Genomic DNA, 6,797 nt, shown 5'->3' with positions numbered 1-6,797 from the left:
ACGGAAACCAGGCAACTACCTGGCCTTCCTCGGACTCGCCGCCGCCCTGTGCTGCTACAAACGCCTCCTCAAACTGACCATGTAGGACACGGTCTTAGCCGTCCTGGCATTTCACTACTGGGGGCCGCTTGTTACTCTTTCCGGTCATGCGAGCCCTCTTCCCAGGATCCTTCGACCCGGTCACTCAAGGGCACCAGGACGTACTCCGGCGCGCTGCCCTCCTGTTCGACGAGGTCGTCGTGTGCGTGATGTTCAATTCGAACAAGAGTGGCCGCTTGCCCGTCACGGAACGGCTGGACCGGCTCCGCGCGGCAGCAACGGGCTTGAGCAACGTCACGGTCGACTCCCACACCGGTGGCCTGTTGGTCGACTACTGCCGCCGAGTCGGAATCGACGTCGTCATCCGCGGAGTCCGCGGCGTGACCGACCTGGACTACGAGATGCCGATGGCCCGCATGAACCACGAGCTGGCCGGAGTCGAAACGTTCTTCATCGCTGCGGACCCCGCCCTGGCCCACGTCTCCTCCACCCTCGTCACCGCGATGGCCGATGCCCCGGGCGCTGAAACGAGTGGCGCCCTGACCTACTGACCCCGGAGCGCTCCTGCCCGGAGATCCGCTTTAGGCGCGTGGCGTTCGCCAGCGCCGACCGCTACCGGCCGCACGGTCCGCGCTGGTCGTTGATCACCGACGAGGAGCTGCGGGACCTGGTCGGCGCAACCGTCGCCACGGACCGCGGCCCCGGCTACGTGCCGCGCCCCGCCGAACCGGAAGCGCGGCTGGTGTTCGCCGAGTTCGCGGTGGCCCGCGTCGCCCGGCCGCGCCCGTTCCGCGAGCCGGCATGCATGCCGGCCGGGGTGCCCGCGTGGCGGCGCTGGGCACGTCAGCTCCTGCCGCGCCACACGGCTCGTACCTGCTGCTGGTACCACGGCGGCGACTGGCACCGGGTCAACGCGATGGCGTTGCGGGTCCTTGAGCGGGCCCGCGCGCAGTGTGTGGAGCGTCTCGTCTCAGGCGGCGGTCCACTCGCGGAGCTGGCGGGCGATGCGGGCAACCCCCAGCGTCCCGTCAGCGATGTCGCGCACCAGCACGACGGCGGCCTTGGGCAGCCACCGCCCGTGCCGGTCGCACGCCCGCTGTCAGCGCGGCAGGCCGCATCGGCCCGCACGCCGCCGCCGTCCAGCCGGGCGGGGGAGTTGCGGCACGTCCACAGCCGCAGCACACGTGCGGCCGTCAGAGCGTAGCGGTCCGCGGCCCGGTTGATCAGTGACGCGGTCAGTTCACCGGCAGCGGCACCGTCCGTGATCGCCTCTGCTGCCACGGCTCATCCCGGTGCCTTCCTGCAATGCCTCCGGGACCGCCGCACGCTCAAGAGCCCCGACCCGCCCCGGGATGGAGCTGGGCCCTCATCATGGTGCGGCCCTCGCCTGGGCAGCCAGGGCAAACATCCGCACCGCCGGTGCTGACGCACCCCTGCAGCCCTGGAGGGTGCCCGCCTGCTCCTCATCACCGGCGCCGCTGACGCCCATCGCCCGTCGCGTTGTCTGTGCGGCTGAGGTGGTGGAGTCCTTCGACGGCGCGCAGGCGGGCCTGCAGAGTGGGGTCGGGCGCAGGGGTCATGGTCATCAGGAGTGCCTGGGCCGCGGGGTGATCAGGGGCGTAGAGGTCGTCCCCGCCGCCGTCTTCGCCGGGGATCGGGTTGGGCTGGATCTCGATCCGCCTGTCGCGGGTGGCTGCGAGGTGGTAGATGCCCCGGTAGTCGCTCTCGCGCTCGATGAAGACCAGGCCGAGGCGGTCACCGACGAGCCGGGCCAGCTCGTCGGTCGTATGAGTGCTGGTGCCGTACAGATGGTGGTCGGTCATGAAGAACAGACCCTAGCTCGGCAAGCGGCTGCGCTGATGCCTGCTCCGGAGGGTGAGGTGGCGTACGCGGGCGTCCTCGGTGCTGCCGGGGGTGGTGCAGTCGAAGCGGCCCTGGACATCGATCATGATGCCGCCGGTGGTGGCCGCGGTCTTCTTTGCCCTGGCCCTGAACTGCGGCTGCCGGCGGGCGCGGACCTCGCGTTCGAGCCGGTCGGCAAGTTCCGTGCGGGGGGTTTTGATCTGGTTCTTCACGGTTCTTCACGTACCGCTCGACGGTGCGCTGGTGCTGCCGGACAGTAGCCGATCTGCCCTTCCACCCCACCCTTCTCGTGGGCGCCCTCCATGCCCGGCCGGCAGTAGAAGCTCTCAATCCCGATCTTCCGTGGGTTCAGGAAAGGGGTCTGCACGACGGATGGCGCCGGATCGGTTCGCGGCCGCGGACCATCGACGAGTACTTCGCGGTCGAGCGGCCGCTGCTGATGCCGCTGCCGGCGGAGCCGTTCGAGACGGGCCGGCTCCTCACTCCGCGGGTCGACCGCTACAGCCAGATCGCGGTCCGCACGAACCGCTACTCGGTGCCGGTCCGGCTGATCGCAAAGCGCGTCCGGGTCGTGCTGCACACCTCTCACCTGGTGGTCCATGACCGGAACGTGGAAGTCGCCCGGCACGAGCAGCTGATCGCGAAGGGCGGCTGCCGCCTGGATCTAGACCACTACCTCGAGGCCCTCATCCGCAAGCCGGGCACTTTCCCCGGTGCTACCGCAACTTGAGTCCCGATGACGAGGAGGAGGCGAGCCCCTGGTCCGACGGCCCCTTGATCAACAACGCCAGCGGCCCGCTGTTCTAAGCGTTCCCGACGGCTGGGTGGATCCGCTCGATCACCAGTAGTCCGCATCACGATGGTCCGCCAACCGGTCAAGCGATCGCTCGGTCCGGCTTCGAATGCCTGGCCAATCGAAGTACCCGTGTCGGCGGCAAGTTCGATGGCATCGACGTCGTGTGTCGCATGATCGGACTCGCACCAGCAGGCCACACTCACCGCTGCACTGACACCCCCTCCTTGCCGCGGAGACGCCTGACTCTATGCCCGGGGCGTGCCGTCCCAGCGCCATGTGGTCAGGCGAGGGTGTCCGGGGAGTTCGGCACGTCCGGTGGCCCACAAGAGGGTGGGCCAGGGATCCGTGGACGACGGTACGCCCGGAAACAGCCGAGCGAGCACTCTCGAGCACAGATCGGCAGGCGGGCTCCACGCGAGATCCAGCCCTTGGGTCAGGTCGTGTGTGTGCACCAGGGTCTCCACGATCCCCATCGCGGCGAAGCCCTCGGGGTCAGAAACGCCGAAGACGTGGTGAGCGCGGGTCTGCGGAGGCGTCGTGCGCACCATGGCGACCAGCAGCGCGCCGCTTGCCTCCAGGACCTGCAGCAAGCCTGCGGGCCCCGCCTCACGGTTCGCGTGAACAGCGTTCGCCGGGCCGCCGGGCCGTCGGCTCTCCCATACGAACGGCACCTCGCCATCCAAGGGCGGCGCTTTGGGGCCCAGTTGCGTAGCGTAGGCGAAGAGGTCGTCGCTGAGGTGCTCGACGGTTTCCCAGCAGTCCCATTCCAGTGAACCGGCCCTGCCTTCCCAAGCAGCCGGTGGCGCCTTGCGAAGGACTGCTACGGCAAGCTGCACAGCAAGGTCAAGGTCATCCGCAGTAACGGGGAGCGGGGAGAGGCCAACATCGGCTGATCGGGACATGGCAGGACCGTACCGCGACCGGAAGGCGCCACTCCTTCTATTGATCACCGGGCCCAGCAACCCGGCAGGAGTCGATGCGGCAGCCGATCCCGACAACTTGGAATGGCCGCAGCAGGTTCGAGTCGGGGCAGTGGGCCTACAACCAAACAGCCACAGCGGCTGGCCCGAACTGTCGGCACACGTACCCTCACCTTCCGTACGCGCCGCACATGACCGGGGACGATGTGACACAGGCACAGACACAGACACAGGCCGCGCCTGCCTGGCGGCGTGGCAGGGGTCCCTTCGCGGTGTTGTGGTGCGGGGAGTCCGCCTCACCAACTCCCACGGCATCCGCCGGGGCCACCGCACCTACGACAGCCCCCTCGAACTCTTGATCTTGCCCCCGAAGGGCGTTCTGTTGAAGGCTGAGGCATGCAGAATCTGCCGACATTCGTTTTTGTTCATGGGGCCTTCGCAAATTCGTTCTCGTTCGCGCCGCTGCAGGCCGAGCTCGCCTTACTCGGGCACCGCTCGGCCGCGGTCGACCTTCCGGGGCACGGGTTCGAGGCGACCTTTCCCGCGGCCTACCAGGCTCCCCAGCTTCTCGACGCACTCGCCGCAGAACCGGGAAGCATCGAGGGGGTCACGCTCGCCGACAACGCCGCCCGCGTGATCGAAGTCCTCGAACGGGCCAAGAGGAACGGGCCCACCGTCCTCGTCGCCCACAGCAGGGGCGGCATCACGGCCACCGCCGCCGCCAACGCCCGGCCCGAGCTGATCGACCGGATCGTTTACGTCTCCGCCTGGTGCCCCGTCGATCTCGACGTGAGCGGCTACTACGCCCAGCCGGAGATGGCGGACGTCGACGCGGGAGCCTTCGCTTCCACGCTCGTCGGGAACCCGGCCGAACTCGGTCTGCTCCGGACCAACTTCCGCACCGCTGAGCCGGCGGCGCTCGCGGCGTTCAAGCGAGCGCTCGCCGCCGACCTGACCGATGACGAGTTCCGGACCTTCCTGAACACCTTCCAGCCCGATGAGAACCTCGACGCCGGTACGTCCGCCGACCGGGCACAGGCCACGACCTGGGGCCGGATTCCCAAGACCTATGTGCGCCTGGCCGCCGATGCCAGCGTTCCGCTCGCCGTGCAGGACCGCATGATTCGCGAAGCCAACGCGCTCACACCCGACAACCCCTTCGACGTCCGGACACTCGAGGGGAGTCACCTGCGCTGGCTCGTCCACCCGAAACCCGCCGCCGAGCTGCTCACAGACCTCCCAGCGCGCTGACACCCCAGGAGGCGCCGGGGGCATGCACGCCGTTGACGGTCAGCATTGCGCTGCCGTCACCGAGCCCGGTCCACCGCCCGGCGGAGCGGCAGCGGCACCTGTCCGCGCGGGGCCCGGTCAGGGGCCCCGCGTGGACCCGGACGCGGTCAGGGTGTCGGGCCCGCGCCGGGGGTGTCCGGGCCCGTGGGGCCCAGGGTGCCGTGACTGGTGCGGCCGGGTTCCAGCGGCGGCGCCAGGACCGAGCCGTGGGTACGGCACTCCGGGCGCCGGCAGTCCGGGGCGGGGCGGCGCACCGTCGTGAAGGCGAGCACCGCGCCGACCACCAGCACGCCCGCGCAGAGCGGCATCGCCCGCCGGAACGCGGCGTCGAAGGCGTCCGCCGAGCGGTACGCCTCCGAGCCCATCCCGGTGAGCACGGGCAGCGCGGCCACGGCGATGAGACCGGCGGCGCGGGCCGCCGCGTTGTTGATGCCACTCGCCAGCCCGGCCCGCCCGGTGTCCACCGAGGCCAGCACGGTCGCGGTCAGCGGCGCGACCAGGGTGACCATGCCGAGGCCCATCACCACCAGCGCGGGCAGCACGTCCGCGACGTACGAGGCGTCCTTGCCGACGCGCAGCATCAGCAGCATGGCGGTCGCGCACAGCAGGGGGCCGACCGTGAGCGGGATGCGCGGTCCGATCCGCTGGGCGAGTTCGCCGGAGCGGGCGGAGAACAGCAGCATCAGGGCCGTGGTCGGCAGCAGGGCCGTACCGGCTTGGAGCGCAGAGTAGCCCGCCACCACCTGGAGCTGGAGCGCGGTCAGGAAGAAGAAGCCGCCGAAAGCCGCGTAGACGCACAGCGTCACCAGGTTCACAGCCGTGAACTGGCGCGACGCGAAGATGTCCGGTGGCATCATCGGATCGGGCCGCCGGCGCTCGACCCGCACGAAGGCCACGCCCGCCGCCACACCCGCGACCGCCGTCACCGGCACGGAGCTGCTCCGGGCCCCGATCAGGGCGTACGTCACCAGCGCGAGGGCCGCCGCGCCGAGGACGGCCCCGAGGACGTCGAAGCGGCGCCGCGGCGCGGCTCGCCCGCTGTCGGCGTTGCTCGCGTCGAAGGGGCCGGAGGACTCCGGGACGTGCCGCAGGGCGACGGGCACGCAGACCAGCGCGGCGGGGATGTTCAGCAGGAAGACCCAGCGCCAGCCCGGCCCGTCCACCAGCCAGCCGCCGAGGAACGGTCCGACGGCGGCCCCGACGCCCCCGAAGCCCGACCACAGGCCGACGGCCCGGGCCCGGTCGGCGGGGTGGAAGGAGGCCTGGATGATCGCCAGGGAACCGGGGGTGAGCAGCGCCCCGCCGACGCCCTGGAGCACGCGGGCCGCGATGAGGATGCCGACGTTCGGCGCGAGCCCGCACATCAGCGACGCGGCGGCGAACCAGACCACGCCGACGACGAAGATCCTCCGGCGTCCGAAGCGGTCGCCGAGCGAGCCGCCGAGCAGGATCAGCCCGGCCAGCGAGAGCATGTAGCCGTTGACGGTCCACTGGAGCGCGGCGAGGCTCGCGTCCAGGTGACGGCCGATGGTCGGCAGGGCGACGTTGACGACCGTCGAGTCCAGCAGGGCCATGCTGGACCCGAGGACGGTCGTCAGCAGGACCCACTTCCCCGCGGGGGAGGCGACCCGTAGGGCAGGCCCGACGGCGGTGTCGGGTCCGTCGTCCGATACGTCCCGCTCGGGCACAGCCATACGTCGGAGCATACGGATGGGTCCGGCACCGCGTCGAGTGGGAGGTGACCTGGGACGTCGGTCGCCCAAGCGATCTCGATCTGAAGATCGACGAACTGGCTCGGTGGCCTGACTGGGGCCGGGCACCGGTCCGGCGCGAGACTCTCCCCGGATCAGTACGCGCGACTACGCCTACTGGGCTTGGCGGTGCACTAC

The 6,797-nt window shown here is 70.4% G+C and carries 7 protein-coding genes and 1 pseudogene; 3 read left to right on the top strand and 5 right to left on the bottom strand.

Annotation, left to right across the window (positions count from 1 at the left end):
- Positions 1-146: 146 nt before the first annotated feature.
- Positions 147-590 carry a pantetheine-phosphate adenylyltransferase gene (coaD, locus tag AB0F03_RS35270; protein WP_361999904.1) on the top strand — a complete coding sequence of 148 codons (444 nt, stop codon included), beginning with the start codon at positions 147-149 and terminating at the stop codon, positions 588-590.
- Positions 591-1,009: 419 nt separating this feature from the next.
- Here the strand turns inward: coaD and AB0F03_RS35265 are convergent.
- The 3 genes and pseudogenes from AB0F03_RS35265 to AB0F03_RS35255 form a co-directional block, all read right to left on the bottom strand.
- A pseudogene (locus AB0F03_RS35265) lies at positions 1,010-1,111 on the bottom strand (fic family toxin-antitoxin system, toxin component); the annotation flags it as partial.
- 394 nt (positions 1,112-1,505) lie between these two features.
- Positions 1,506-1,862: a hypothetical protein gene (locus AB0F03_RS35260; protein ID WP_361999901.1), complete on the bottom strand. Its 357-nt coding sequence runs from the start codon at positions 1,860-1,862 to the stop codon at positions 1,506-1,508.
- 12 nt (positions 1,863-1,874) lie between these two features.
- Positions 1,875-2,114, bottom strand: a complete 240-nt coding sequence (locus tag AB0F03_RS35255; protein WP_361999899.1) for a hypothetical protein — start codon at positions 2,112-2,114, stop codon at positions 1,875-1,877.
- 77 nt (positions 2,115-2,191) lie between these two features.
- Here AB0F03_RS35255 and AB0F03_RS35250 point away from each other — a divergent pair, with 77 nt between their 5' ends.
- Positions 2,192-2,632: a hypothetical protein gene (locus tag AB0F03_RS35250; RefSeq protein ID WP_361999896.1), complete on the top strand. Its 441-nt coding sequence runs from the start codon at positions 2,192-2,194 to the stop codon at positions 2,630-2,632.
- 311 nt (positions 2,633-2,943) lie between these two features.
- Here AB0F03_RS35250 and AB0F03_RS35245 read toward each other — a convergent pair whose 3' ends face one another.
- Positions 2,944-3,600 carry a maleylpyruvate isomerase N-terminal domain-containing protein gene (locus tag AB0F03_RS35245; RefSeq protein WP_361999893.1) on the bottom strand — a complete coding sequence of 219 codons (657 nt, stop codon included), beginning with the start codon at positions 3,598-3,600 and terminating at the stop codon, positions 2,944-2,946.
- Positions 3,601-4,014: 414 nt separating this feature from the next.
- On the opposite strand from AB0F03_RS35245, the gene AB0F03_RS35240 reads away from it, so the two are divergent.
- Positions 4,015-4,869 (top strand): alpha/beta fold hydrolase, encoded by an 855-nt coding sequence (locus tag AB0F03_RS35240; protein WP_361999890.1) that lies wholly within the window; start codon positions 4,015-4,017, stop codon positions 4,867-4,869.
- Positions 4,870-5,015: 146 nt separating this feature from the next.
- Here AB0F03_RS35240 and AB0F03_RS35235 read toward each other — a convergent pair whose 3' ends face one another.
- On the bottom strand, positions 5,016-6,602 hold the full coding sequence (locus AB0F03_RS35235) for an MFS transporter (protein WP_361999888.1): 1,587 nt from the start codon (positions 6,600-6,602) through the stop codon (positions 5,016-5,018).
- Between the last annotated feature and the right edge of the window lie 195 nt (positions 6,603-6,797).

Source organism: Streptomyces sp. NPDC028722, from assembly GCF_040637655.1.
In the GTDB taxonomy this organism is placed as follows: Bacteria; Actinomycetota; Actinomycetes; order Streptomycetales; family Streptomycetaceae; genus Streptomyces.
The sequence above is the reverse complement of the archived record's forward strand: the minus strand, read 5'-3'. Positions and strand labels throughout refer to the sequence as shown.

Excerpts from the sequence above, each read along its gene's own strand:
- coaD (WP_361999904.1), top strand. The coding sequence starts at position 147 with ATGCGAGCCCTCTTCCCAGGATCCTTCGACCCGGTCACTCAAGGGCAC.
- AB0F03_RS35240 (WP_361999890.1), top strand. The coding sequence starts at position 4,015 with ATGCAGAATCTGCCGACATTCGTTTTTGTTCATGGGGCCTTCGCAAAT.
- AB0F03_RS35260 (WP_361999901.1), bottom strand. The coding sequence starts at position 1,862 with ATGACCGACCACCATCTGTACGGCACCAGCACTCATACGACCGACGAG.
- AB0F03_RS35235 (WP_361999888.1), bottom strand. The coding sequence starts at position 6,602 with ATGGCTGTGCCCGAGCGGGACGTATCGGACGACGGACCCGACACCGCC.
- AB0F03_RS35245 (WP_361999893.1), bottom strand. The coding sequence starts at position 3,600 with ATGTCCCGATCAGCCGATGTTGGCCTCTCCCCGCTCCCCGTTACTGCG.